This window comes from Paenibacillus sp. GL_099_B, assembly GCF_057835695.1.
In genome coordinates this window covers 4,931,101-4,956,317 of sequence record NZ_CM174430.1, presented here as the reverse complement: position 1 = coordinate 4,956,317, position 25,217 = coordinate 4,931,101, and the positions used below count along the sequence as shown (strand labels likewise).

Here is a 25,217-nt window from a genome sequence, read left to right as displayed (position 1 = left end):
GGAGGGCAATTATGCTACAGATTATAAAGAACGCGAACATCTTGAATCAACAAGGGGAACTTGAACGGAAAACGATCATTATAGATGAAGGAAAAATTCAAAAGATCGCTGGAGTGGAAGACGAAGCGGTATTGAAAGCAGAGCAATCAGCGCATAGCGTAACCGATGCTTCAGGCAAACTGGTCATTCCCGGTTTGATTGATATGCACGTGCATCTGCGTGAACCTGGATTCGAGCATAAAGAGACGATCGAGACGGGTGCCCGTTCGGCAGCACAAGGCGGTTTTACAACGATTGCATGTATGCCAAACACAAGACCGGTAACAGACAGCGCGGATGTCGTTAAGTTGGTTTTGGATAAAGCCAAAGAAGCCGACCTGGTTAAAGTACTGCCTTATGCAGCTATTACGAAGAACGAGCTTGGACGTGAACTTACGGATTTTGCTGCTTTGAAAGAAGCAGGTGCGATTGGATTCACGGATGATGGCGTGGGCGTACAAAACGCTCAAATGATGAAAGATGCTATGAGCCTCGCAGCAAGCATGGATATGCCAGTCATCGCTCACTGCGAAGACGACTCATTGGTAGTTGGTGGATATGTGACAGAAGGCGAGTTTTCGAAGCGTCACGGTATCAAAGGTATCCCTAATGAATCCGAGGCCATCCACGTAGGCCGGGATATCCTGCTTGCAGAAGCAACGGGAGTTCACTACCACGTCTGCCACGTAAGTACGGAGCAGTCGGTTCGCTTGATTCGCCTGGCGAAGTCCATCGGTATTAAAGTAACTGCCGAGGTATGTCCTCACCATCTGGTGTTGTCGGATGAAGATATCCCTGGCATGGATGCCAACTGGAAGATGAACCCGCCTCTTCGCTCACCACGCGACGTGCAAGCTTGTATCGAAGGTTTGCTGGACGGAACGCTGGACATGATCGTTACCGATCACGCGCCTCATAGCGAAGAAGAGAAAGCAAAAGGCATGGAGCTGGCACCGTTCGGTATCGTTGGATTCGAGACAGCTTTCCCGCTGCTGTACACGAAGTTTGTGGAAACAGGGCTTTGGAGCCTGGACTTCCTCGTTAAACGCATGACAGCTGATCCGGCACGGGTATTCCGACTGGATACTGGCAAGCTGGAAGAGGGAGCACCTGCGGACATCACGATGATTGACCTGAACCAGGAACAAGCGGTTGACCCGGCAGCTTTCGCTACCAAAGGAAGAAACACTCCTTTCACAGGCTGGAAGCTAAAAGGATGGCCGGTACAGACATGGGTGGACGGCAAAAGCGTGTGGAACAACACGGTAGAACAATAAATCGCTACACAAATGAATCATTAACTCTTTAATTCAATAACATCTTTACAACTAACTCGAGGCAGACCAATGCCGAGAGTCCAATATACGAAACAAAGAAAAGTTGAATAATGCTTTTGAACATGGACACCAACGTAACTGCGGAGTGGGCAGAAAGAACCCGAAGAAGCAAAGCGTTCGCCTTTATCACCGGATTACTCCATTTGAAGAATGGATCAAAGTAATCCGGGGATAACAGCGATCAAAGGGTTTTCTGCCCACGGAGCCGCACCAAACGTAATGTCCCCCATGTTCAACTCAAAGTATTCAACTTTGATAAACACAGAGGAGTGAAATGGGATGCAGGCACAGGCAAGATTATTGTTGGAAGACGGCACACTGTTCACCGGGAAAGCATTCGGTGCTGAAGGTGAAACAACTGGTGAGGTCGTTTTTAATACGGGAATTACAGGCTATCAAGAGGTGCTTTCGGATCCTTCTTATTGCGGTCAAATCGTAACCATGACGTACCCACTGATTGGTAACTACGGCATTACGCGTGACGACTTCGAGTCGATTCGTCCGTTCGTACACGGTTTTGTGGTACGCCGTCATGAGCCGACACCAAGTAACTGGCGTGCGGAATACAGCGTAGACGATTTGCTTAAAGAGTATGGCATCGTTGGGATCAGCGAGATTGATACACGGATGCTGACTCGCCGGATTCGTCACCACGGCACAATGAAAGGAATTCTCACAACAGGATCGAAACCTGTGGAAGAGTTGCTGGAGATGATGGGAGACACCAGCATCGCTGAGCTGCGTAACCAGGTTCCTATGACTTCTACTCAACATGTCTACAACAGCCCGGGAACGGCTGAACGTATTGTATTGGTTGACTACGGTGCAAAAACAGGGATTTTGCGTGAACTCAGCAAACGCCATTGTGACGTTGTTGTAGTTCCGCATGATGTAACAGCGGACGAAATTCGCCGCATGAACCCGGATGGCATTCAGCTGTCCAACGGCCCTGGGGACCCGAAAGACGTACCTCACGCGGTTAAAATGATCAGTGAACTGCTCGGCGAATATCCGATCTTCGGAATCTGCCTGGGTCACCAACTGTTTGCACTTGCGGCAGGAGCCGATACAGAGAAACTCAAGTTTGGACACCGCGGCGGAAACCACCCGGTCAAAGAACTGGAGAGCGGACGTTGCTTCATCACATCTCAGAACCACGGTTACACCGTAAACGAAGAATCCGTGAAAAATACAGAGCTTGAAGTGACACATATCAACAATAACGATAAGACCATTGAAGGTCTAAAACATAAAACATTCCCGGCGTTTTCCGTTCAGTATCACCCGGAAGCAGCTCCAGGACCGTATGATAACAGCTATCTGTTCGACCGCTTCATCGAGATGATTCGGGAGCACAAGATTACTCACCCGCAACAGCCGCGTCAAGCCGTACTGGCAGCCGCAGTGAAAGGAGCACAATAACATGCCGATTAACAAAGATCTCAAAAAAATCCTGGTGATTGGTTCAGGTCCAATCGTCATCGGTCAAGCGGCCGAGTTCGACTATGCCGGTACACAAGCATGCCAGGCACTGAAAGAAGAAGGCGTGGAAGTTGTACTCATCAACAGCAACCCGGCTACGATTATGACGGATACCAACATGGCTGACAAAGTGTACATTGAGCCGATTACACTGGATTTTGTAACGCAAATCATTCGTCAGGAACGTCCAGACGGTTTGCTGCCAACCCTTGGCGGTCAAACGGGTCTGAACATGGCTGTGGAACTGGCACGCGCAGGTGTCCTTGAGCGTGAGAATGTCAAATTGCTCGGAACACAGCTCACATCCATTGAGAAAGCGGAAGACCGTGATTTGTTCCGTGATCTGATGCGCGAACTGGAGCAGCCTGTGCCTGAGAGTGTAATCGTAACAACACTTGAGGAATCACTTGATTTTGCGAATGAGATTGGTTATCCAATCATCGTTCGTCCAGCCTACACACTTGGCGGAACAGGCGGCGGAATCTGTGCGAATGAAGAAGAACTACGCGAAACGGTAGCAGCAGGTATTCGTTATAGCCCGATCGGTCAATGTTTGGTCGAGAAGAGCATTGCAGGCATGAAAGAAGTCGAGTATGAGGTTATGCGTGACAAAAACGATAACTGTATCGTAGTCTGCAACATGGAAAACTTTGACCCGGTAGGTATTCATACAGGCGACAGTATCGTTGTGGCACCAAGCCAGACGTTGTCTGATCGTGAATATCAAATGCTGCGCTCAGCTTCCCTGAAAATCATCCGTGCCCTCAACATCGAAGGTGGATGTAACGTACAGTTTGCGCTTGATCCGCACAGCTTCCAGTACTATGTTATCGAAGTTAACCCACGGGTAAGCCGCTCTTCGGCACTAGCTTCCAAAGCAACGGGCTATCCAATTGCTAAGATGGCTGCCAAAATTGCCATGGGTTACACACTGGACGAAATCGTGAACCCGGTAACGGGCCAAACATATGCATGCTTTGAGCCAACACTGGACTATATCGTGAGCAAAATCCCACGCTGGCCGTTCGACAAGTTCATCTCGGCGAACCGCAAACTGGGTACACAGATGAAAGCGACAGGCGAAGTTATGGCGATTGGCCGTACATTCGAAGAGTCGATTCATAAAGCTGTTCGTTCCCTGGAAATCGGCGTACACCGTCTGTATCTGAAAGATGCCGAAATACTTGATGAAGCAACGCTGAACGAGCGTTTGATCAAAGCCGACGATGAACGTATCTTCCTGATCGCTGAAGCATTCCGCAGAGGTTATACACTGCAACAGCTTCAAGATCTGACGAAGATTGACTGGTGGTTCCTAGATAAACTCGAAGGGCTGATCAGCTTCGAAGATCGCATTCGCGAGGAATCCGAATTGTCCTCCGAAACCTTGTATCAAGCGAAGCGTCTTGGCTTCACAGACCGTGCCATTGCTGAGCTGCGTGCTGAAGGTCAACCAGGAGGTACGCTAACGAAAGAAGCTGAAATCAGAGCACGCCGTGAAGAGGAAAACCTTCGTCCAGTTTACAAAATGGTAGATACGTGCGCAGCTGAATTTGAAGCAACAACGCCATATTACTACTCTACTTACGAAACTGAGAATGAAGTCATTCCTTCAGATAAGAAAAAAGTAGTCGTACTGGGTTCTGGTCCAATCCGGATCGGTCAAGGGATTGAGTTTGACTACTCCACAGTACACGCGGTATGGGCTCTGCAAAAAGCAGGCTATGAAGCAGTTATCATCAATAACAACCCGGAGACGGTGTCTACGGACTTTAATACATCGGATCGCTTGTACTTTGAACCCCTGTTCTTCGAAGATGTAATGAACGTTATCGAACAGGAACAGCCTGTAGGTGTTATCGTACAGTTTGGTGGTCAAACAGCAATCAACCTGGCAGCACCACTGCGTGCCGCTGGTGTAACGATTCTCGGAACAGATCTGGAAAACATTGATGAGGCAGAGGATCGCAAGAAGTTCGAGCGTTTGCTCTCCCGTCTGGAAATTGCACAACCAAAAGGCAAAACAGTCATTTCGGTAGATGATGCGGTTGAAACGGCTCAAAGTCTGGGCTACCCGGTACTGGTTCGTCCTTCCTATGTACTCGGCGGTCGTGCGATGGAGATTGTATACTCCGATGCTGAATTGCTGACATATATGGAACAGGCGGTTAAAATCAATCCGGAGCATCCGGTCCTGATCGACCGTTACATGATGGGTAAAGAGGTTGAGGTTGACGCGATCTGTGATGGTGAAACGGTATTGATTCCGGGTATCATGGAGCATATCGAGCGCGCAGGGGTTCACTCCGGTGACTCTATCGCGGTCTATCCGCCACAGCACCTGTCCCAGGATCTCAAAGAGAAAATTGTAGAGATTACAATCAAGATTGCAAAAGAACTGAAAACGATCGGTTTGGTTAACATCCAGTTTGTTATCCATAAGGGTCAAGTGTACATCATCGAGGTGAACCCGCGTTCATCCCGTACAGTACCTTTCCTGAGCAAAGTAACCAACATTCCGATGGCGAACCTGGCAACACAAGCCATTCTGGGCGTGAAGCTGAAAGACCTCGGTTATGTCGATGGTCTATGGCCTGAGTCGGATCATGTTTCCGTAAAAGTTCCGGTCTTCTCCTTCGCGAAGCTGCGTCGTGTGGAACCAACGCTTGGACCTGAGATGAAATCCACAGGTGAGGTTATGGGTCGTGACCCGAATTACGCTAAAGCGTTGTTCAAAGGTCTTATCGGTGCAGGCATGAAGATCCCGGCCACCGGAGCAATCGTGGTAACGGTAGCGGATAAAGACAAAGAGGAAGCTGTTCCACTGCTTGAAGGTTTCTATAGACTGGGATACAAAATCATGGCTACCGGAGGCACGGCAGCTGCGCTTGAAGCAGCGAACATTCCGGTGACGACGGTGAACAAATTAAGTGAAGGTTCGCCGAACATTCTCGATATGATTCGCAGCGGCGAAGCAAACTTTGTGTTCAACACGCTGACCAAAGGCAAAACCCCGCAGCGTGACGGATTCCGTATTCGTCGTGAGGCGGTAGAGAACGGCATTGTATGTATGACTTCACTGGATACGATCCGTGCCCTGTTGATCATGCTGCAAACGATCAACTTTTCCTCTGAGGCTATGCCAGCTCTTGTAAAATAAATAAGACGATTTGTCACTGATAAAGGACATCAGTCAGCCTTCGGGCTGGCGGGATGTCCTTTATATCGGGCAAAAACGGAAAAATCAAGCTTTTGGAAGGAGCGCTGGAATATGAATCACCCGAATTTCAACGAAATGGCTGGCCGTCTGATGGTGGCACTCGATTATCCCGGAGCAGAGCAAGCACAGGAATTGGTACAGGCCCTCGAAGGCATTCCCTGTTATCTGAAGGTGGGCATGCAGCTCTTTTACGCCGCTGGCCCGGACTTCATTCGGGAGCTGAAGTCGAAGGGGTACTCGGTATTCCTTGACGTGAAGATGCATGATATTCCAAACACGGTTCGTGGGGGTGCTGAAAGCATCACCCGTCTGGGAGTGGATATGTTCAATGTGCATGCAGCTGGAGGTACAAGCATGATGCGTGCCGCCCGTGAAGGTGCAGAGGCAGCTCTGGCTACTGATCCTTCTCTTCGCAGACCTGAGATTATTGCGGTTACCCAGCTAACCAGTACCAGTCAGGAAACGATGAATACCGAGATCGGCATCCAGGGCAGCGTTGAGGCAGCAGTAGTCCGTTATGCAGGACTGGCCCATGAGGCAGGTCTCGATGGCGTCGTTGCTTCCCCGCTGGAAGTACCGGCGATCCGCGCAGCCTGTGGCAGTGATTTTCACACGGTCACACCAGGCATCCGCCCAGCGGGAAGTGGCCTCGGAGACCAGACTCGTGTCCTGACGCCAGGTGAAGCCATTGCCAGAGGCAGCCATTACATTGTTGTAGGCAGACCAATTACGGGCGCTCCCAATCCACGTGAAGCGGCAGAAACCATTTTGAAGGAGATGTTGAACGCATGATCGAACTTACTGAGATTCCTAACCATATTGCTTCCCAACTGTTGAAAATTAAAGCGGTGGCGTTGCGTCCGCAGCAGCCATTTACCTGGACATCCGGCATCAAATCACCAATCTATTGTGATAACCGTCTAACGATGTCTTATCCCGAGATTCGTAACGACATTGCTGAAGCCTTTGCTGCGATCATTCGTGATCAATATCCCGATGCAGAAGTCATCGCAGGTACAGCAACCGCGGGTATCCCACATGCTGCCTGGGTGGCGCAAAAGCTGAATCTGCCGATGGCATACATTCGTGATAAAGCCAAAGGACATGGCAAAGAGAACCTGATTGAAGGACTGATCACTGAGGGGCAGAAGGTTGTTGTCATTGAAGACCTGATCTCGACAGGTGGCAGTTCAATCAAAGCCGCTGAAGCCGTACGCGTAGCCGGGGCGACTCCACTGGCTGTACTGGCGATTTTCAGCTATCAGCTGGACAAAGGCATTAAGGCTTTTGAAGAAGCGGGAATTCCGCTGCAAACTCTGTCCAATTACACCGCTTTAATGGATGTGGCTTTGGCTGAGGGTACAATCCAGGAGAGTGATTTTGAATTGCTCAAATCCTGGCGTGAAGATCCTTCTTCATTTGGTAAATAATATCATTCACACCCGACTGAACAGTTTGATTGTGAACGGTATCAAAATTGTAATGATTGCCGCCATAGAGGCAAATTCATCGAATATTCAAGAGGCATCCCGCACTTTGGGGTGCTTTTTTCGTTTGTTCATCAAAATATTAACTTTTTCACTGGAACGTTGTAAAAAGCTTGTAACTTTTAGTTGTGATCCGTCGTTTATAATGCAGTGTAGTATGGAATAGATTTCTATTTTTAGTGTCTTGATGAAGTGAACGGGATATGAAGAAAGGATGAGCGTGATTGCTGGCATGAAGAATTTATTTTCCAAAATCAGACCTGCCAAGAGCCAGTCAGGCGAGGACAGTGCAGTCGGACAAAGGGAGCAGCAGGAACCAGTCGGGCAGGAGGAATCGGCATACATAAGTGAACCGCAGAATACATCCATCGACCCGCACGACATAACCAGTGAAACAAGCCAAGAGGAAGTTGCGGTTGCAGCAGCTGAACCTGAAGTGAAGTCCAAGTCCTCCAAGAAGGATCTGTTGCCTCCATATGACGGACCTGTGCTGGAGGTTCGCAATGTTCATCGCAGTTTCCAGACGGGTAGCCGTATTATTCATGTGCTCAAAGGCATCGATATGGAAGTGAACCCGCAACAGCTGGTGATGTTGAAAGGGCGTTCAGGCTCAGGGAAAACGACGCTGCTCAATATGCTGGGTGGGCTGGATCAGCCATCCAGTGGAGACATTCTGTTCTCCGGCCAGCCTCTTCAGGATTGGGGTGACCGGCGGCGGACCGCTTTGCGGCGCAGGGAAATCGGTTTTATTTTTCAGGCGTATGCGCTGATGCCTTTGTTGTCTGCCTGGGAAAATGTAGAGCTGTCGCTGCGCATGGCGGACGTGCCGCGTTCGGAATGGAAGGACCGGGTAGGTCATTGTCTGGATCTGGTTGGACTAACCAAACGAGTCAAGCACCGTCCATTCGAGATGTCCGGGGGAGAGCAGCAGCGGGTGGCTATCGCCAAGGCGATAGCCCACAGACCGAGATTATTGCTCGCGGATGAGCCGACAGCTGAACTTGATTCCAAAATGGGGGCACAGGTTATGGCTGTATTTCGCAATATTATTGAAGTTGAACAAGTAACGATTTGTATGACTACACACGATCCTACGATTTTGGAGGTTGCGGACCATGTTTATGAAATGGCGGACGGCAGATTTATCAAGTAAAGGGGCCGCTCCGAAGATGGGGAAACGCGCAGCGCTTTTTGTGCTTAGTGCGATAGTGGCTGCAACGATGTCCGGCTGCTCTTTGCTGCCGGCAGAAACAGAGGAAGAAGTACTTCCGCCAATTACACCGCCAACGATCTCCAAGAAGCCGGAATATGAAGTTCGGACAGAGACGCTGGAGAAGAAAGTAAGCGGAAGCGGCAAGATGATGAGCCAGCGGGAAGAAAAGGTGTATTTTACGCTGGATGGTATGCATATCAAAGAGTTGAATGTAAAACCAGGAGATAAAGTGAAAAAAGGTCAACTTCTCGCTGTTCTTGATGTAGAGAGCGTAGAGAAGGAAATCCGGGCTAAAAACCTGCAGATTCGCAAATCGGAAGTGCAAATGAAGGAAACGCTTCGCAAACGGGATGAGATGGACCCGGTGGAGTTTGAAGAGTCCACGATTGCCTTTGAAGAACTTCGTCAGGAACTCGCTGATCTGGAGGATCAGTTGGGTAAAGCCACTTTGACCGCTCCATTCGGTGGAACAGTCATTGCCGTGCAGGTGGAGAAGGGCGCGGCTGTCAAAGCTTATGACCCGATTGCGACCATAGCAGATACATCCAACCTGGTTGTCGCAGCTACGTTTGCCAAGGAAGATCTGGAAAAGTTCTCGGCTGGCATGAAGGCGGATGTGGACATTAATGGCGCAGGCAAAGTGGCTGGCAAAGTTAAAGTGATGCCTGTAGCCCAAGCGTCGGGAAGTGGAAGTGGTAACGGCGGAGGTTCGGGGGAAGGCGGAACGCCTCCAGCGAAAGAAAGCCTGGATCAATATGTTATCGTCTCGCTGGCGAAAATGCCCAAAGGGGTTGAACGCGGTACACCTCTAACGGTATCGATTGTCACGCAGCGTACAGAGAATGCGATTGTCATTCCTGTATCCGCTCTGCGCTCCATCGGTTCAAGAACGTACGTGCAAGTGGTGGAGAGTGATGGAAGCAAGCGTGAAGTGGACGTAGAAGTCGGGCAGCAGACATCCACGGATGTGGAGATTCTGAAAGGTCTGACCGTTGGACAGAAAGTAGTGGGCCGCTAATGGGGCTGCCATTGCTTCGACTGTTGTTCCGCAAAATGTGGAACACTCGCTGGATGACGTTCAGCACACTGATCGGACTGATTGTGGCGGTAGCGTTCACCGTTAGTATTCCGATGTATGCCGATGGTGCGCTGAAGCGGGTCGTGGCCCAGACGCTGCAGGATAACAGTGAGGGACTGCCAGCCGGCTCGTTGCTCATGAGTTACCAGGCACCTGGTGGTGTTAAGACAGACACACGTGGTCTGGAAGAGGTGGATCGATATATTCGTGAGGATGTGCCCCGTGACATCGGTTTTCCTTTTCATACGTATGTGAACTCCCGTTCCATCCGCAGCACAGAGGTGAACCCGGAAGACCCAACCAAAGTGGATGCCAGCCGGGTCCGCAGCATGAGTCTGGGTACGATGACAGGCCTGGATGCACAGGTTAATTATTCTGCGGGAGTGAAGCCGGGCAACCAGGTCAAGGACGATACTATTGAAGCGGTCATGCTGGAAGAGGGCATGTATCGTAACGATCTGCATATCGGAGATGTTCTGGAATATCCGATTTACAGCGGTCTCGATATTACGTTGCGTGTGAAGATTATAGGTTCTTTCAAAGCGGATGATCCTAGCAGCCCGTATTGGGTACAGGGATTTGACGGTATGATGAACGGACTATATGTGGATGAATCGGTATTTAATAATGTTTTGTTAAAGGAAAAAGGTATCCCTCTTCAGAATTCACGTTGGTATTATGCATTTGATCTGAAAGAGATTCAAACAAGCCAGCTCTCGGGACTGACCTCTGTGCTGGAAAGGCTGGATATCGATCTGTATCAGCGGTTGAAGGATACGAAAGTGGACATCACCTTCGGGGATCTGCTGAAACAATTCCGCAGTCAGAGTCTGCAATTGCAGACCATGCTGTTCACACTGGCAGCACCGATGATTGCAATGGTCTTTTATTTTATTGCCATGAATGCCAGACAGTCGTTACAGAAGCAGGAAAGTGACATCGCGGTTCTGCGCAGTCGCGGAGCTTCTGCCCGGCAGATATTCTCTCTTTATCTGTTTGAAGGTATATTCCTGGGAGCGATTGCTCTTGTCATCGGACCGTTTCTTGGATGGTTTATGGCGAAAAGCATCGGTTCAGCGAGCGGATTTCTGTCGTTCGTGGATCGTAAATCCATTCCAATTGGAATATCAAAAGAAGCTATCCTGCTTGGCCTTATCGCCGTGTTGGTGGCAATTATAGCCTCGCTCATTCCGGCAGTAACCTATGCGCGGGCCACGATTGTGTCGGCTAAGCGGCGGCAAGCACGTACAGATCGTGCGCCGGTATGGCAGCGCTGGTTCCTGGATATCGCGCTGTTGGGGCTCGCCGGATATGGATACTACTTGTTCTATGAACGGCAAATGTTGACGTTCCAGACCGGAATGACGACAGATCAGCTTCAGGTGCAGCCGTTTCTGTTCTTTGTACCGGCACTCGCGATCTTTGCACTGGGACTGTTCTTCTTACGGTTGTTCCCGTGGATTTTGAAGCTGATACAGCTGATCGGGCGTAAGTTTCTCCCGGTTCCGCTGTATCTGACACTGACGCAGCTTTCGCGTTCATCATCTTCTTATTATCCTTTGATGATCCTGCTTGTATTGACACTCGGACTCGGTGTGTATAACTCGGCGGCGGCTCGTACCATTGATCTGAACTCAACCGAGCGCACGTTATATCGCTATGGTTCGGATGTTATTATGCAGACGGTATGGGAAGGCACACCTGAGGTTAAGGCAACGGGTTCCGGACAAAACGGAGGTTCAGGCGGTGGACAGGGTGGAGGAAACGGTAGCGGTGGTTCTGGAGGCGGCGGTAATGGCGGCGGAGGTGGATCAGGTGGGGGTGGTGGTACTTCACAACCCACGAAGATGATCTATTCCGAGCCACCTTTTGAAGTGTTCCGCAGCCTGAATGGTGTCGAACATGCAGCGAGAGTGCTGCAGACGAAAGGCAACATTATTGTCTCTGGCAAATCAGGTGGACAGGGAATGCTGGTGGGGATCGACAATGTGGATTTTGCCCAAGTGGCGTGGTTCCGCAACGATCTGTTCCCGGCACATCCTTATAAGTACCTTGACTTGCTTGGAAAATATGAAGGGTCCGTATTGATCTCTTCCAAATTTGCAGAAAAATTCAAGCTCAAAACCGGAGACCTCGTCTCCATTGGTGTACAGGGCCAGGCGATTGAATTTGTGGTCTTTGGCATTATACCTTACTGGCCTGCCCAGTATCCGGATCAAATGCCGTTTTTCATCGCCAATCTGGATTACATCTATGATCAGGTGCCTCTGATTCCATATGAGGTCTGGCTGAAGATGGAGCCGGATGCCAAAGTCGCTCCTTTGATGGAGAAACTTGCAGCAGAAGGCATTGAATTATCGTCTGTACGCGATGTGCGTACAGAGCTGGTATCCCAGGGCAAACATCCATCACGCGGCGGTGTGTTCGGCATACTGAGTCTCGGATTCCTTGTGTCGGTGATTATTTCCCTGATCGGATACATTCTGTACTGGTTCTTCAATCTATCCGGGCGTGTAGTACAGTTCGGTGTCCTGCGGGCGATGGGGTTATCCCGGGCACAATTGAGTGGTATGTTGCTGTTGGAGCAGGTGTTCACGGCGGGTCTATCCATCATTCTCGGTATTGGTATTGGTCAGGTATCCAGCCGTCTGTTCCTGCCCTTCCTGCAAACCACAGATAATGTGTCCGCTCAGGTACCTCCGTTCCGAATCGTATTTGAAGAGAAAGATATGCTGCAACTGTACGGCGTGACCGTGGTCATGCTGGTCATTGGAGCAACGATGCTGCTGTGGCAAATCCGCAGGCTGCGGGTTCACCAGGCAGTCAAAATGGGAGAGGAGAGGTAAACGTGATCCAATGCGAAGGACTTGTCAAAATTTTTAAATCTAGCGATGTGGAAGTCGTTGCCCTTCAAGGTCTCAATCTGACTGTCAATCAAGGTGAAATGATGGCCATTATCGGTAACAGTGGTAGTGGTAAATCCACATTGCTCAACATTCTGGGTGGACTTGATCGTCCAACAGCCGGTACAGCCGTTGTCGGGGATTGGGATTTGCTGAAAATGACAGACGCCCAATTGGTGGAGTACAAACGTCATACCGTAGGGTTCATTTGGCAAAATAACGGCCGTAACCTGCTGCCATACCTTACAGCACTGGAAAACGTGGAAACGCCCATGATTTTGGGAGGCAAGCGCGATCGCGCCTATGCCATGCAGCTGCTGGAGTGGGTTGGACTGAAGGATCGCATGCACAACAAGCTGCATCAATTATCCGGTGGTGAGCAGCAGCGGGTGGCGATTGCCATCTCGCTATCGAATCGCCCCAAGCTGCTGCTTGCCGATGAGCCAACAGGTTCGGTGGATTCAGAGACATGTGATACCATCATGGGCATTTTTCGCAAAATGAACAAGGAGCTCGGGGTCACGATTGTGATTGTTACTCATGATCTAACCCTCGCTGGTAAGGTGGACCGGATCGTGGCGATTCGGGACGGCTTGACCAGCACCGAGTTTGTGAAACGCAATCCGAATCTGGATGACGAACATGGCTTATCGGAGGCAGGAGCCCCGGATATTCATGAAGCTTTTGTCATTATTGACCGTGCGGGACGACTTCAGGTGCCCAAGGAGTATCTGGAGGCGCTGTCCATTGATAATCGTGCCACATTGGAATTTGACGGTGAACGTATTGTCATTACACCGCCAAGATAATTTTAGAGGGGGAATTGGGAGATGAAGAACAGGTTTTGGGGAAAACGGGTGCTAGCCGTGCTGGCTACAGCCAGTCTGGCTTTGCCGCTGCTTGCGGGTTGTACAGCGAGTGAGTCCAAGGATAACGAGCAGCGTGTACTGCGTGTAGCGACGTTATGGGGGGGACAGGATGACAGTTATTTCCGTCAGCAGTTTACCGATGCTTTTGAATTGACACATCCAAATATAACGATTGAAGTTGTACCTGCGGTAGATCAGGGCAGCATGTATGGGTATGGTAACCAGGAAGAACAGCAGGACATTCCGGATACGATGGAAAGCTTGAAGAAGATTATGACAGGGGATAACCCGGTAGACGTCATCGTGGCGGATACGGCGACAGTCAAGTCGTTAATTCAGGAAAACATGGTGAAACAACTGGACCCACTGATGCAGGAAGATAAGTTTGATACTACGGATATTGTGCCAAGTGTTCTCGAAGGAATCAAGGATTTGGGAGATCAGAGCATCTACGCATTGACACCAACGTTCTCCTCTTCTGCTTTGTTTTATAACAAAGGCATGTTTGAGAAAGCAGGCGTGGAGCCTCCAACAGACAATATGACCTGGGACGATATTTTCAACCTTGGAACGCGGCTTACAAAAGGTGAGGGCAAAGATCACGTGTTTGGTTTTTCTTTCAGCACCTACCAAGGTGGTTCTTCCTACTATTCGATGCAGCAGTATTATAACGCTCTGCAGCTGAAAATTTTTGATGACAAAGCAGAGAAAATGACCGTAGATTCTCCCCAATGGGAGAAAGTATGGAGTACTATTAGTAAGCTTGCCCTAGATAAAGTCATCCCTAAAGGAGACGAACCGCAGGATCAGGATGACAGTGGACGTTATAATCCGCTTCAGAATGATATGTTCCTGAATGGCAAAACAGCGATGGTAATCGGAGATTACAGTTACATTAATCAATTGATCGATGCCAATAAAAATGCGGATAAAATGAAAGACTTTACGAAGGTAGACTGGGATGTTGTGACACCTCCGGTTCATCCGGAGGCTCCTGAAATCGGAGGCAATATTTATCTTAGTAACCTCATGGCCATTAATAGTTCAGCTCAGAACCCTGATGATGCATGGGAATTGATCAAGTATATGAACAGTGAAGATTGGGCGAAGATCAAAGCGCGCAGCAGTTATGAGATGGTTTCTCGGAAGAGCTTCATTAAACCGAAGGATGGTTTGGATTACAACATTCAGGCATTCTATACTTTGAAACCTGTACCTCCGACCAATACGAACCTGGATAAAATGTATCAAAAAATGCCGAATCTGTGGCAAGTAAATGATAAGGGCATGGAATTCTTCAATCAAGTGCTTGAAAACAAAAAAACACCAAAAGAAGCGCTTGGTGAATGGGCAGCCAAAGGGAACGAGATGTTAGAGAAGTTGAAAAAGAACCCTAAAGCCACGTTTCAATAAAAGTTAGATGATCTTGTAATAAAATCATAGATGTAGCCGCTGGAGATTTATATCTTCGGCGGCTATTTTTATGGAATTGGGGTATTCTACAAAAGCAGGGATAAATGATGACTTCAAGAAAGGACGAGTGGAATGCACTGGGTATATTTCAGCAAATTGTATGCAACCAAATTTCAGGCAGGGTGTCTTGCAAAACGGATGGAGCAGGATGGTTGGATTTACGGTCATAACGAGCCAGCAGAAGTGGAAGTATATCGTTCAAAAAAGGGGCGGTATGGCGTTCGCTTCATTCCCTAACATTACCCCTTGACATATGGGGTAGGGATGGTGTATATTAATTAAGTCGCTGTTTTAATATTTCTTACTGACGCGGGGTGGAGCAGCCCGGTAGCTCGTCGGGCTCATAACCCGAAGGCCGCAGGTTCAAATCCTGCCCCCGCAATTTAGTTTTACTGGATGATTCACAGCCATCATCTGAACGTTATACACTTTTGTTCAGGGCCCTTAGCTCAGTTGGTTAGAGCGGTCGGCTCATAACCGATTGGTCACAGGTTCGAGTCCTGTAGGGCCCATTCTCTCAAAACCCTTGCATAGCAAGGGTTTTTTTCTGTCTTCATACATATGCAATGTAGATAGAGGAGTAAGGATTATGTTATTTATAATAATTCCAATAATTGCTAATATTATGTTATTATAATAAAAAAACATGAGGGAAGGGTGACAATTTAAAGTTATGAATGGTGCTAGTGCTGTGGGTTTTGTAGGGATTTTAACTATATTTATTTTCATTGGTTTGGTAGGTCTGATTTTATATGCTGTGTTCTCAATGGCAATAAAAAGATCTGGTTTAAGGGAGGAAATCTCAGGTTTGAAGCAAGAGATTCGATTATTAAAAGAGAGAATGGAGAAAAACGAACATAACCTCGATTAAGCCATTCTAAAAAGAAGAATATTCAATATTTAATTGCAAATTTGCAAGCTAAACGAGAGAGGCACTGCCGTAGCAATACGGGCAGTGTCCTTTTCATATGCCCTTTTTCCAAAAATCATTGTCTGTCTGTGCCATATCTCAAATCTCAGATATACTATCATATCCCTATTAATAGTAGGTAGATTCCATGAGTTTCTTGATGCGAGTTTGGCCAACTCTATTGCTATCCCGTTCCTCGTAATCAATACACCTCAACTGTTTGGTCAGATTGGCCTGCAAACCGCCAGGAGCAAACCCACTGGTTCAATTCAAAGGAAGTGTTTCAGTGTAGCTTCCATTAGCCCTCGTAGGTGTAACGATAACAATTGTCAGAGGAACCTTGGCAACGGATCCATTATCTATTCTGCGACGTCTACGCTCAGCTTGAGCATTCTGGCTCCTTAGGTTATTACGTTCTATGCGAATGGTTTCAATCCATCAATAACAACTCAGATGACGTACACTGCATTTATCAGCGCTCTAACTTGCTCGGTACGATCCGTGTAGGAGAACTTTGATGGAGCGGTATATTCGGACTAACGTTGAGCGCCTTCATTTGCTCAGGCATCGTTTATGATATAATGCGTTAGAGATTAAGGGAACGGTCTATGAGAGCATGGAATTGAAAGTCCGAGAAGTCGATGAAATTATGAATGGAAAGCAGGTTTTCAACCAATGATGCAAAACGAAGGACAACGATTCCGCTTCAGTGAAGCTCCGGTATGGGACTGGCAGCGGGCATATTATGAACAGAAAGGGCTGCACGCTTGGACCGAGAATCAGGTTCCGCAATATATTACGAGTAACCCCATGATTGCAATGGCGTATGCCGAGATGATTTTTGGTTTTCTTCAAGATCTCGCCAGCAAAGGAAAGACGGCCGAGACAGTGACCATTCTGGAACTTGGAGCGGGCGTAGGCCGCTTGGCGCACCAAATTCTGTTCAAACTGACAGAGTTGAAAGATTTTGCAGGCGTGGAGCTGCCAGCTTTTCGATATGTAATGACCGATCTGGTCGAAGATAATGTATTGGGCTGGAGAGAGCATCCGTCCATGCAATCCTTTATTGACCAAGGAATACTGGATTTCGCACGTTTTGACGCGATACAGGACACCGAGTTGAATCTGGTAGTGGCGGATACAGTTATTCGACCAGGCGATCTGAAGCAACCTTTGCTGTTGATTGCCAATTACTTTTTTGACAGCATTCCACAGGAATTAATTTATGTCGGTGAGGGTGAGATATATGAGTGTGACGTACTCGTCCAATCTCCAAAATCTCCTCTTCATTCGGAGCCTGCCGAGTTGCTGCAAAACATGATACTGAGTTATGAATACCGCCGTGCACCTGAGTACAGTGCAGAGGACTATCCGTATCAAGAGCTTATCGCTCTGTACAAGGAAGAGTTGGAGGATTCGCACATTATGTTCCCGGCAGTCGGTTTGTCCTGTCTCGAACGATTGAACAAGTTATCAGATTCAGGATATGTGTTAATTACTGCGGATAAAGGGGACCATCGGCTGGACAACTGGAAGTTTGCCGAGCCTCCTGAATTCGTACTTCATGGAAGTTTTTCTTTAACGGCAAATTATCATGCCATTCAATATGTATTGGAACAGCAAGGAGCCCACACTCGTTTCACAACACATCATTATAAAGACCTGAACGTTGGATGTATGTTGATGGTGGACGAACCACTGGGGTACATAAACACTCGACTTGCGTATCACCGATTTGTTGAACGTTTTGGACCCGATGATTTCTTTAGTATGAAAGAATGGATGGATCATCAGGTAGAGCGGATGGAACTGAAGCAAATTATACCGTTCTGGCGTCTGGGTGGATATGATGCTGAGTTTTTGATTCTTAGTGCCAACCGGATTTCGAACCTTCTACCGGATGCAAGCGATGAGGAAATGCTTGATATTCAGTCTGGAATCCACATCATGTGGTCTTCATATTATGTAATGGAGCGGCTAGGAGATGTGGCGTTTCTTGTAGGTCAGCTGTTATATGGGATGTATATGTATGAGGACGCCAAGCGATTTCTGGAGCTGTCGTTAGATGCTGATTGGAGAAAACAGAACTCAGCTGTGCTGTACGACTTGGCTGTGTGTTGTTATGAACTTGAACTGGAAGAAGAAACGCTGGCTTACACGCGGAAAGTACTGGCTTTGGAACCTGATCATGAGGAAGCAATAGATTTGCTGAATAGCTTCGAGTGTCTATAAAGATTGAAACTTACTTCTCTTCATCGTATTATTAGGATGATCACACAAAAATTTCCTGTATACGGAAGAGGAGATGAGTACATGAAGAAGGTTCTGACCATTTTGCTTTATCCACTTGCGGTGGTTGTGGGAGCGCTGGGCGCGAATTCAGCTGCGACTGGTGATATGGTACTTTTGCGAAAGATATAGCTACAGATCGAGGTTATAACGGGCAGGAGATTTATGATAGAATTGAACACAGAAATTCCTAACTACATATCATTTAAACTGTAAAAGTAATTGTTAGACGGAGCGATATTCCAAAGACAATTACTCTTGAAGCGAAGTGTAATGAGCAGGAATCCTGCCTGTACAACCTTTAAGCCGGTTTCGTACCTGAATACAGGTATGAACCGGCTTTTATTCATGAAGGGAGGATAAACGTTGAAGATTATTATTGGACAACCCAGGTTGGAACAACAATTGCTGCAGCTGGAAGCGGAATTGAAACAACATCCAGAAGCGGATGTGTTGTTCTTTCCTGAAGGCTATCTGAATCAGAACGTGGAAGAGGCTGGCCGTCTGGCGGCTGTATATGGAACGATGATTGTGTCAGGTCATCGCAGGTTGTATGAACGTCCCAAGGACCGTTCGATCATCATTAACAAGGCCGGAGAGACTGTATTGGAGAAAGCGAAGTATACCGCTGCTGAGGTAGTTAAGGAACAGGGTTGGACCATAAGCACCTTGTTATGTGACGAGCTGGTGCTGCAAGGTTTTCGCAACGAGAGTATTGGCACAGTGGATATGATTATGCATTCCATAGGTGTGGGGATGTTCAGTGAAGAGCAGTATACAGAGTGGATTGAAGAAGCACGGCAGATGGCGATACAAAATCAATGCATTGTTATGGGGACCAGCCATGCGGACGGTTCGTATCGTGACAGTGAAATTTCAATTCCAATCGCCTATTGTATTGCCCCGGATGGGCGAGTGGTCTTGGCGTCCAGAAACGATACGCGTACTCGTTTGATTGTCTTGGACAAGCAAAATACAGCAGACCTCCATCGTGGAGTACCAGGAAATGATGTGAACATCCAAGTCATTCCTTCGGCATAATTCAACTGACAGAATACACAATGATTGGGCCCGTTAGCTTGCCGTATAGCCCGGTCATTCATGTTAGAATCGACATATATTATGGCATACCTTGAAATTCAAAGGAGGCCAATCAAATGAGTGAAGTTGGATACGGTTGTGGCGGCAATGTTGGTGGATTTGGCGGATGGACTTCCACAAGCGCAATTCTCGTACTCTTCATCCTGCTCGTAATCATCACTAAATCTTTCTGGCTGTAAGCCACTGTAGAACAAGGTTAGACCTGGTTACATGTATGCTCCGCTGAGACTTCAGCGGGGCTTTTCTGCGTTTCTATAAAAGAATGATATGATGAAAGAGATTTGACAACCGAAAACAATGTACTTAAAATCACATAAGAGACTAATAAAAGAGATTGAAGGGATAGCAATGCCGTTTATTCGTTTTAAAGGATTCACAGGACCCCAACTGGAGGAAGTTGTACCCCGCATCACGGAGCAATTTGCGTTGATTACCAATATTCCGCGGGAGAGAATGAAGGCAGAACGTCATGACGTACAAGCCCTTACTCCTTCTCCGGCTTCAGTAGAGATCCTGATGTTCCAACGTGATCAGGAGATTCATAATCGGATTGCTTCCTCAATGCAGGTTATTTTGGAAGAAGCGGATTTGCCTGATGTGCATATTTTCTTCAATATACTGTCACCAGCGCTGTATTATAAACAAGGCAAGCCGTTGACAGATTACCGATTAGATTGAGAATAAAATGGCTGCACCGATGATGTTCGGAAACAGCGGAGACGAGCAGATGTGTGCTCGTCTTTTTTGATTCAATCATTTTACTCTTTGATTCGATTTAACCGGAAAGAGCACAGGGAGGATATGATGAATAAGGCACCGCCAATCAAATATACCGGCCGAACCCCCATTTGATCAGCAATCAGACCGAAGATTACCGTAGATATGCTCATGGCAGCTGAGAGAATAATTCCATGTGCTGCGTATACCTTGGACAGGGATTCGATGGGCACGCTGCTCTGAAAAGCCGTTTGCTGAGCAATATCGCGGATCTGATAAGCAGGACCCATAAGCATACACAATACCAGAGCAAGCCAAGGGAGGCTGTTTAAACCGTATGCGATGGTCAGCAAGCTGAAGAGAAGAGAACTTATTGCCATACTGGAGATCAAGTGCTTCTGTATGCGAGTGGCCAGAGCGATGGCTAGAATTCCCCCAAGAATGGTGCCGGCAGAATAGCTGGAGTTGATAAGTCCCCACCAACCTTCCTCTTGGCCCAAAGTTTCTTTCACAAAAGCAAGCGTGATAGCGCCGATCCAGATGGAGCCAGCAAGACCTTCAACCAGATCCATGAACGTTATCAGGCGCAACGACCGATTTTCCCAAAGGATAAGCCAACCTTCCCTTAGTACATCCCATCTGGAAGTGGATTTCTCGACTTTTTCCTCCATTTCGCGGGTAAGTGAGCTGATCGTAATCATTAGAAGCAGGACAGCCCAGGATAAGCTTGTAGCCGCCCAGAATGTCTGTGAAGCACCCCATTGCATAACGATGAAACCTGTCATCGCATATCCAATGATTGTCATGGTCTGAGTAGAGAATGAGAGAAAACTATTCGCCTTCACCAGATCTTCTCCTTGAACCAATCGTGGAGTTAATGTGTTTATTAATGGAGATTCCCATCCGTCCAGGAACGAGAGGATCGCTATTCCCACAAGCAGAAGAGGAATGTGAGCAGTGAGATCGGTAAATGCGATGGCGATTCCGGTAATCATCAATGTTTTGGCAAAAGGAATGCTAATAATCAGCCTGGAGAATGCGAAACGGTTCACAAGCAATGGTGCAGTAAAGCCTGCGACGATACGCGCTGACATATGAATGAATGGAAACAGCGCAGCGTAAAGGACAGACCCGGTCTGACCGTAAATAAACGTCGTAATAACCATGATATATATAACATTAATGAGAGAAAGCAGCGTTTTGGCAGCCCAATATGGATAAAATGCGATGTTCATGCTAAGGTGTCCTTTCCACAACGATAATTATATATTACGGGTATCGTTGCAAACGCACCACAAACAAAGTTGTCATTTTCCCGTCATTGAAGCAGCAAAAAAGCAGCTGTCCCAAGGGACAGCTGACTTTCTGGTTTCTATAATTCAAGCCACAACGAGCGAAAAAGCGATAAGCAGCATCAACAGACTGGTCATTCTGGTCATCGCCATATAAGGTCTGCTGGGCTCAGCCTCTCCCCGGGAAATCCAGCCATAACGCAAGTACCAGCCAAATTTCGGGAAGCACAAATTAATGATACAAAGTGTCATGAATATAAAAAAGAGGGTTCTCATACCCGATCTTCCTTCCTCATTTTACATGACCGGCTCAAAATTAACGTTTACGTCTGGAGAAGAAGAAAACAAGCAAAATAATAATAATGACGATTAATAAAAATTTCATGAGTGATCCTCCTGATGACAAGATAAGTTTTTGTGAATGTATTTATCAGATATTACCCAAGGAACACATGACTTGAATAACTATGTTACAATTAATTATATTGTTTTTATATAATCACATACCATCGGGTTATGGATAGCTTCATTAGGAGTATGAATACATCAAAGTTTGGTGAGATGAAGGAGGAAGCATGACTAAATACAATCAACTCGCTATACAATGGGAATTTATTATCTCTAAAATTAAATCTTCCGTGACCGTAGTTGATGCCACCTTGCCTGATTTTCCGCTAATGTATGTAAATGAATATTTCACTCAATTAACCGGATATAGTGCAGAAGAGTCGATGGGACAGAATTGTCGGTTCCTGCAAGGGCCGGATACGGACCCGGAAACCGTACAGAAAATTCGCGAAGCGTTGAAGAAGCAGCAGTCGATCAAGACAGAGATTCTGAACTATACGAAGCATGGACAGAAATTCTGGAATGAACTGAATATCGATCCTATTTTCGATGATTCAGGGGAATGTCTGTTTTTTGTAGGGATTCAATACGATATTTCGGAGCGGAAATATGGTGAGCAGCAGTTGCGGATGGCAGCTTCGCTAACAGAAATGAACAGTAGGGGAGAGCTGGAGTTCATTGGGAAGCTGAACCATGAACTTCGCACTCCGCTGAACGGGATTATGGGCATGATCGAACTTGTCGGCATGGGTGACAACAGTGAGGAGCAGAAAGAGTACTTGGAGCTTGCGCGCCAGTCAGGGGAAGCTCTTCTGAATATTGTCAACAATAGTCTTGATATGGCCAAGCTGGGCAGAGGGAAAATGAGAGTGGAGCAAATTGAGTTTCAGCCGTTGAAGCTGATTCAACAGATTATTAAGACACATGAACTCGCGGCGCAGAATAAACAAATTCGCTTGCTCTGTCATGCGGATCTGGCTACTCCTGATGTACTCACGGGAGATCCTCTGCGTCTCCGACAAGTGCTGGATAACCTGCTCAGCAACGCTATTAAATTCACGGAACAAGGTGAAGTGCAATTACAGATGGATATTCAGGAGCAGCGAGGGAATACCGTTATCCTTGTATTCACTGTACACGACACGGGAATTGGCATTCCAGATAATAAAATCAATCAATTGTTTGAAGCATTCACGCAGACGGACGTCTCCCACGCACGCAAATTTGGCGGCAGCGGACTTGGACTCACCATCTGCAAAGAGTTGCTCGAATTGATGAATGGTCAAATTTCGGTGGAGAGTATCGAGGGAAAAGGAACGAAGTTTCAGGTTACCTTGCCTTTACTTCGACAACAGGCGATTCCTAACGTGGGGTAGTCTATGCAGAACAGCCGGGAAATGTCGGCTGTTTTTTTATGTTTTTTTATATTGTTTAGCGAACTGGCGTTCTGGTATAATGCAAGTGTTGAATGGGGGAGAAACAGCATGAGTAAAAGACGCAGAAGTAGAAAGAGCAAGGGCAAGCAACGATTTAAAAAGCAGATATTGACGCTGGTGGCAATGTTAATGGTAGCTCTCTATGCATGGGTTGGGGGAGAATGGTCTCTGGATATACCGTCCCAATTTGGGGGAAGCAAGGGGGGCGTAGATCATACTATTACATTCCCAGCCGAGCGCTATCCCGAAACGGCCAATCATATCAAGAAGGCAATCAAGGCAGGACATTCGGATGTATGCACCATTGATCGCAGTGGAGCTGAAGGTAATCGGGATTTGTCCCTCAAAGGTGTTCCAGTCAAAAAGGGGAAAGACCGGGATGAATGGCCAATGGCGATGTGTGCGGAAGGCGGTGCGGGTGCGGATATCCAATATATTAGTCCCAAAGATAATCGTGGTGCAGGCTCATGGGTGGGAAACCAACTAAGTACATATCCGGATGGAACACGAGTAAAGTTTGTGGTGAAATAACGACGGACTATGAATGAGAAAGTAATTGATGCAGAAATGCCTTGGCTTTGAAAAATTGTGGCATAGCGTAAAAGGCAAAAATAAAACCAGACGTCGAAGCGTCTGGTTTATTTTATGAAGGACGAAATAAACACGTCTAGTTCACGTATAAATACATGAAGTACTTGTTCCCTGTTTACAGATCAGCCGTACACAACTGCATTCCACTTAAATGATGAGAGCGAATGCTTAACAGACGTGTGACTTGTTCCACTTCGTCGAATGGAATCCACAGGCTTCCATGGACTGTCCGTAAGGAAAGAATGGAAGCATCGGCTGTACGTTCCGGAAATCCAGCTACCGTTTGTCCACTTGTATTACGAACGATGATTTGTTGTTTGCGTCGAATGGCAATTTCTACCTCTTTTTTCATATGTCATTGCTCCTGGTTATGGAATAGTAATTCGATATGTCAATAATTTCAATGGTTAATTTGTCTTCTTTATCTAGTCTATCAGAACTAGGTATAGATTTCCAGATCAGAAATTAAATTTTACATAGGTGAAAGGACTTATTACATGTGATCCGTTTTTGAAGAAGCAACAAGGGTTATATAAGGGTAAAAGGAGGGGGAATAAATGACACAATTGCTGATCGGACTCGTGGGCACGGAGAATGAAGCCATTATCATGCTAAATAAATTGAAAGAGGAAGGTATAGCAGATAAATATTTGGGTGCGGTAGCCAAAGAACAGGTTAATCTCGAAATGGTAAGCGAGAAGACTGGTTTGCCTATGCCTCTGAAGGGCGCAGGAACAGACGGTGCACTAGGCGTGCTTAAAGGGGTGCTTGCTGGTCTGGGCAAGCGGATGGATCAGACGATGTCCATCGGAAAAGCGGTACGTAAACTCGCAGGCAACGAGATTGGAAATGACACGGATGATCTGGTGCTTACCTTGACAGAAGCAGGGGTCTCCGAAGAAGATGCTAATTATTATGAAGATTGGCTGGTGCAGGGGCATATCTTGGTGGTTGTGGAATGCAGCGAGGAAGAGGCGGCCCGAATTGCACCTATTCTTCTTTTTTAGTTTAATTTAAGCCTGATTTTAGGTTTTTTTAATGTTGGGGAGGTATTCTTATTTCACACCTCCCTTAATATAGATGGTTTAAAGAAAGTTCGGGACCGCAACTCGAACTTTCTAGGCACTGCTCGCTAACGCTGGCAGTGCCTGTTTCATTTTTTTGGATTATTTTATAATAAGGTGTTGCAAAGTGATAAGTTTTATGGTAAGATATTTCTTGTCGCCTGAAGTGATGAAGCAATACATACATATGCCGGGGTGGCGGAATTGGCAGACGCACAGGACTTAAAATCCTGCGGTAGGTGACTACCGTACCGGTTCGATCCCGGTCCTCGGCATCCTAAGAAAAGATCGCATGACGCTTGTTAAACAAGTTGTTCATGCGATCTTTTTTTGTTTGAAAATTTTGTTATTCTTTGCCGTGCCATTCA

At 47.2% G+C, this 25,217-nt stretch carries 22 protein-coding genes and 3 tRNA genes; 22 read left to right on the top strand and 3 right to left on the bottom strand.

The annotated features are described in order from the left end of the window. Positions 1-11: 11 nt before the first annotated feature. The 18 genes from pyrC to AC3ITG_RS22470 all read left to right on the top strand — a co-directional run bounded on the left by pyrC (position 12) and on the right by AC3ITG_RS22470 (position 20,079). Entirely contained in the window at positions 12-1,316 is a 1,305-nt protein-coding gene (gene pyrC / locus AC3ITG_RS22555; RefSeq protein WP_489251417.1) for a dihydroorotase, read from the top strand. Between the two features lie 339 nt (positions 1,317-1,655). After that, the gene (carA, locus tag AC3ITG_RS22550; protein WP_489251416.1) at positions 1,656-2,798 is read left to right on the top strand and encodes a glutamine-hydrolyzing carbamoyl-phosphate synthase small subunit; all 1,143 of its coding nucleotides are present in this window, start codon (positions 1,656-1,658) and stop codon (positions 2,796-2,798) included. Position 2,799: 1 nt separating this feature from the next. Beyond that, positions 2,800-6,018: a carbamoyl-phosphate synthase large subunit gene (gene carB / locus AC3ITG_RS22545; protein WP_489251415.1), complete on the top strand. Its 3,219-nt coding sequence runs from the start codon at positions 2,800-2,802 to the stop codon at positions 6,016-6,018. 111 nt (positions 6,019-6,129) lie between these two features. Next, on the top strand, positions 6,130-6,870 hold the full coding sequence (gene pyrF / locus AC3ITG_RS22540) for an orotidine-5'-phosphate decarboxylase (protein WP_489251414.1): 741 nt from the start codon (positions 6,130-6,132) through the stop codon (positions 6,868-6,870). Continuing rightward, a complete protein-coding gene (gene pyrE / locus AC3ITG_RS22535) occupies positions 6,867-7,508 on the top strand; it encodes an orotate phosphoribosyltransferase (RefSeq protein WP_062326374.1) in 642 nt (213 codons plus the stop codon). The genes pyrF and pyrE overlap by 4 nt, the downstream gene beginning before the upstream one ends. Positions 7,509-7,779: 271 nt before the next feature. Next, entirely contained in the window at positions 7,780-8,718 is a 939-nt protein-coding gene (locus AC3ITG_RS22530; protein WP_413372615.1) for an ABC transporter ATP-binding protein, read from the top strand. Further along, a complete protein-coding gene (locus AC3ITG_RS22525) occupies positions 8,681-9,796 on the top strand; it encodes an efflux RND transporter periplasmic adaptor subunit (RefSeq protein ID WP_489251413.1) in 1,116 nt (371 codons plus the stop codon). The genes AC3ITG_RS22530 and AC3ITG_RS22525 overlap by 38 nt, the downstream gene beginning before the upstream one ends. Further along, on the top strand, positions 9,796-12,702 hold the full coding sequence (locus AC3ITG_RS22520) for an ABC transporter permease (protein ID WP_489251412.1): 2,907 nt from the start codon (positions 9,796-9,798) through the stop codon (positions 12,700-12,702). The genes AC3ITG_RS22525 and AC3ITG_RS22520 overlap by 1 nt, the downstream gene beginning before the upstream one ends. Before the next feature lie 2 nt (positions 12,703-12,704). After that, positions 12,705-13,568 carry an ABC transporter ATP-binding protein gene (locus tag AC3ITG_RS22515; protein WP_063567873.1) on the top strand — a complete coding sequence of 288 codons (864 nt, stop codon included), beginning with the start codon at positions 12,705-12,707 and terminating at the stop codon, positions 13,566-13,568. 21 nt (positions 13,569-13,589) lie between these two features. Then, a complete protein-coding gene (locus tag AC3ITG_RS22510; RefSeq protein ID WP_489251411.1) occupies positions 13,590-15,041 on the top strand; it encodes an ABC transporter substrate-binding protein in 1,452 nt (483 codons plus the stop codon). Positions 15,042-15,173: 132 nt separating this feature from the next. Beyond that, a complete protein-coding gene (locus AC3ITG_RS22505) occupies positions 15,174-15,338 on the top strand; it encodes a hypothetical protein (protein WP_167666091.1) in 165 nt (54 codons plus the stop codon). Positions 15,339-15,409: 71 nt separating this feature from the next. Continuing rightward, positions 15,410-15,483, top strand: a tRNA-Met gene (locus tag AC3ITG_RS22500). Positions 15,484-15,539: 56 nt separating this feature from the next. Further along, positions 15,540-15,613: transfer RNA gene (locus AC3ITG_RS22495), tRNA-Ile, on the top strand. Between the two features lie 161 nt (positions 15,614-15,774). Beyond that, positions 15,775-15,972: a hypothetical protein gene (locus AC3ITG_RS22490; RefSeq protein WP_413372610.1), complete on the top strand. Its 198-nt coding sequence runs from the start codon at positions 15,775-15,777 to the stop codon at positions 15,970-15,972. Between the two features lie 714 nt (positions 15,973-16,686). Next, the gene (locus tag AC3ITG_RS22485; protein ID WP_489251410.1) at positions 16,687-18,243 is read left to right on the top strand and encodes a tetratricopeptide repeat protein; all 1,557 of its coding nucleotides are present in this window, start codon (positions 16,687-16,689) and stop codon (positions 18,241-18,243) included. A 423-nt stretch (positions 18,244-18,666) separates the two neighbouring features. Beyond that, positions 18,667-19,341, top strand: coding sequence for a hypothetical protein (locus tag AC3ITG_RS22480; RefSeq protein WP_489251409.1), 675 nt, complete (start codon positions 18,667-18,669; stop codon positions 19,339-19,341). Positions 19,342-19,457: 116 nt separating this feature from the next. Next, a complete protein-coding gene (locus AC3ITG_RS22475) occupies positions 19,458-19,580 on the top strand; it encodes a sporulation protein YjcZ (protein WP_079696179.1) in 123 nt (40 codons plus the stop codon). Positions 19,581-19,749: 169 nt separating this feature from the next. Next, positions 19,750-20,079 (top strand): DUF1904 family protein, encoded by a 330-nt coding sequence (locus AC3ITG_RS22470; protein ID WP_063567881.1) that lies wholly within the window; start codon positions 19,750-19,752, stop codon positions 20,077-20,079. Positions 20,080-20,159: 80 nt separating this feature from the next. On the opposite strand, the gene AC3ITG_RS22465 is transcribed toward AC3ITG_RS22470, so the two are convergent. Continuing rightward, positions 20,160-21,353, bottom strand: coding sequence for an MFS transporter (locus tag AC3ITG_RS22465; RefSeq protein WP_489251408.1), 1,194 nt, complete (start codon positions 21,351-21,353; stop codon positions 20,160-20,162). Positions 21,354-21,497: 144 nt separating this feature from the next. Then, a complete protein-coding gene (locus tag AC3ITG_RS22460; protein WP_090901397.1) occupies positions 21,498-21,686 on the bottom strand; it encodes a DUF6199 family natural product biosynthesis protein in 189 nt (62 codons plus the stop codon). Positions 21,687-21,985: 299 nt separating this feature from the next. Here AC3ITG_RS22460 and AC3ITG_RS22455 point away from each other — a divergent pair, with 299 nt between their 5' ends. Together AC3ITG_RS22455 and AC3ITG_RS22450 are read left to right on the top strand one after the other, a co-directional pair. Beyond that, positions 21,986-23,134: a sensor histidine kinase gene (locus tag AC3ITG_RS22455; RefSeq protein ID WP_489251407.1), complete on the top strand. Its 1,149-nt coding sequence runs from the start codon at positions 21,986-21,988 to the stop codon at positions 23,132-23,134. A 108-nt stretch (positions 23,135-23,242) separates the two neighbouring features. Further along, on the top strand, positions 23,243-23,725 hold the full coding sequence (locus tag AC3ITG_RS22450; RefSeq protein WP_489251406.1) for a NucA/NucB deoxyribonuclease domain-containing protein: 483 nt from the start codon (positions 23,243-23,245) through the stop codon (positions 23,723-23,725). Positions 23,726-23,900: 175 nt separating this feature from the next. On the opposite strand, the gene AC3ITG_RS22445 is transcribed toward AC3ITG_RS22450, so the two are convergent. Then, positions 23,901-24,137, bottom strand: a complete 237-nt coding sequence (locus AC3ITG_RS22445; RefSeq protein WP_413372600.1) for a hypothetical protein — start codon at positions 24,135-24,137, stop codon at positions 23,901-23,903. A 205-nt stretch (positions 24,138-24,342) separates the two neighbouring features. Between AC3ITG_RS22445 and AC3ITG_RS22440 the strand changes: the two genes are divergently transcribed. Further along, positions 24,343-24,792 (top strand): hypothetical protein, encoded by a 450-nt coding sequence (locus AC3ITG_RS22440; RefSeq protein ID WP_489251405.1) that lies wholly within the window; start codon positions 24,343-24,345, stop codon positions 24,790-24,792. 246 nt (positions 24,793-25,038) lie between these two features. Beyond that, positions 25,039-25,124 (top strand) — tRNA-Leu (locus AC3ITG_RS22435). Positions 25,125-25,217: the final 93 nt, after the last annotated feature.

Bases quoted from the DNA above. Each gene is read 5' to 3' on its own strand.
- AC3ITG_RS22485 (WP_489251410.1), top strand. From the start codon at position 16,687: ATGATGCAAAACGAAGGACAACGATTCCGCTTCAGTGAAGCTCCGGTA.
- pyrC (WP_489251417.1), top strand. From the start codon at position 12: ATGCTACAGATTATAAAGAACGCGAACATCTTGAATCAACAAGGGGAA.
- AC3ITG_RS22445 (WP_413372600.1), bottom strand. From the start codon at position 24,137: ATGAAAAAAGAGGTAGAAATTGCCATTCGACGCAAACAACAAATCATC.
- AC3ITG_RS22490 (WP_413372610.1), top strand. From the start codon at position 15,775: ATGAATGGTGCTAGTGCTGTGGGTTTTGTAGGGATTTTAACTATATTT.
- pyrF (WP_489251414.1), top strand. From the start codon at position 6,130: ATGAATCACCCGAATTTCAACGAAATGGCTGGCCGTCTGATGGTGGCA.
- AC3ITG_RS22505 (WP_167666091.1), top strand. From the start codon at position 15,174: ATGCACTGGGTATATTTCAGCAAATTGTATGCAACCAAATTTCAGGCA.
- AC3ITG_RS22475 (WP_079696179.1), top strand. From the start codon at position 19,458: ATGAGTGAAGTTGGATACGGTTGTGGCGGCAATGTTGGTGGATTTGGC.
- AC3ITG_RS22520 (WP_489251412.1), top strand. From the start codon at position 9,796: ATGGGGCTGCCATTGCTTCGACTGTTGTTCCGCAAAATGTGGAACACT.
- AC3ITG_RS22525 (WP_489251413.1), top strand. From the start codon at position 8,681: ATGTTTATGAAATGGCGGACGGCAGATTTATCAAGTAAAGGGGCCGCT.
- AC3ITG_RS22465 (WP_489251408.1), bottom strand. From the start codon at position 21,353: ATGAACATCGCATTTTATCCATATTGGGCTGCCAAAACGCTGCTTTCT.
- pyrE (WP_062326374.1), top strand. From the start codon at position 6,867: ATGATCGAACTTACTGAGATTCCTAACCATATTGCTTCCCAACTGTTG.
- carA (WP_489251416.1), top strand. From the start codon at position 1,656: ATGCAGGCACAGGCAAGATTATTGTTGGAAGACGGCACACTGTTCACC.
- AC3ITG_RS22455 (WP_489251407.1), top strand. From the start codon at position 21,986: ATGACTAAATACAATCAACTCGCTATACAATGGGAATTTATTATCTCT.
- AC3ITG_RS22460 (WP_090901397.1), bottom strand. From the start codon at position 21,686: ATGAGAACCCTCTTTTTTATATTCATGACACTTTGTATCATTAATTTG.
- AC3ITG_RS22510 (WP_489251411.1), top strand. From the start codon at position 13,590: ATGAAGAACAGGTTTTGGGGAAAACGGGTGCTAGCCGTGCTGGCTACA.
- AC3ITG_RS22450 (WP_489251406.1), top strand. From the start codon at position 23,243: ATGAGTAAAAGACGCAGAAGTAGAAAGAGCAAGGGCAAGCAACGATTT.
- AC3ITG_RS22470 (WP_063567881.1), top strand. From the start codon at position 19,750: ATGCCGTTTATTCGTTTTAAAGGATTCACAGGACCCCAACTGGAGGAA.
- AC3ITG_RS22530 (WP_413372615.1), top strand. From the start codon at position 7,780: ATGAGCGTGATTGCTGGCATGAAGAATTTATTTTCCAAAATCAGACCT.
- AC3ITG_RS22440 (WP_489251405.1), top strand. From the start codon at position 24,343: ATGACACAATTGCTGATCGGACTCGTGGGCACGGAGAATGAAGCCATT.
- carB (WP_489251415.1), top strand. From the start codon at position 2,800: ATGCCGATTAACAAAGATCTCAAAAAAATCCTGGTGATTGGTTCAGGT.